The organism is Rhodococcus sp. AC861, from assembly GCF_979256035.1.
This window is the reverse complement of sequence record NZ_CEEDMW010000033.1, coordinates 1-282: the sequence shown is the minus strand read 5'-3', so window position 1 is coordinate 282 and position 282 is coordinate 1. Positions and strand designations below refer to the sequence as shown.

Annotated in this window: 1 pseudogene; it reads right to left on the bottom strand. The window is 72.3% G+C overall.

Going from position 1 to position 282, the window contains the following annotated elements:
* Positions 1-282 (bottom strand): annotated as a pseudogene (locus tag AC0IX4_RS23020) (glycosyltransferase family 1 protein); the annotation flags it as partial.

Genomic DNA, 282 nt, shown 5'->3' with positions numbered 1-282 from the left:
GGCCAGGACGCGCGCCAGTTCGGCGTCGTCGAGGCCGCTGCGGGTCCGCACGATGTCGCCGAGCCCGAGTGCGTCGCTCAGAACCCGTGTCGGTCCGGCCGGGTCGACCTTCGACACCAGCTCGAGCTCCACGTCGCGCTCGGTGCGGATCGTCGCCACCGCCTCGAGAAGATGCCGCACTCCCTTGAGTGCGACGTCGGCGCTGGCGACCGCCACGCTCCGCCCGGGAACTCGCGGCGCGACTCCCGGTGCGAACACCGTCGTGTCGACACCGAGAGGGAG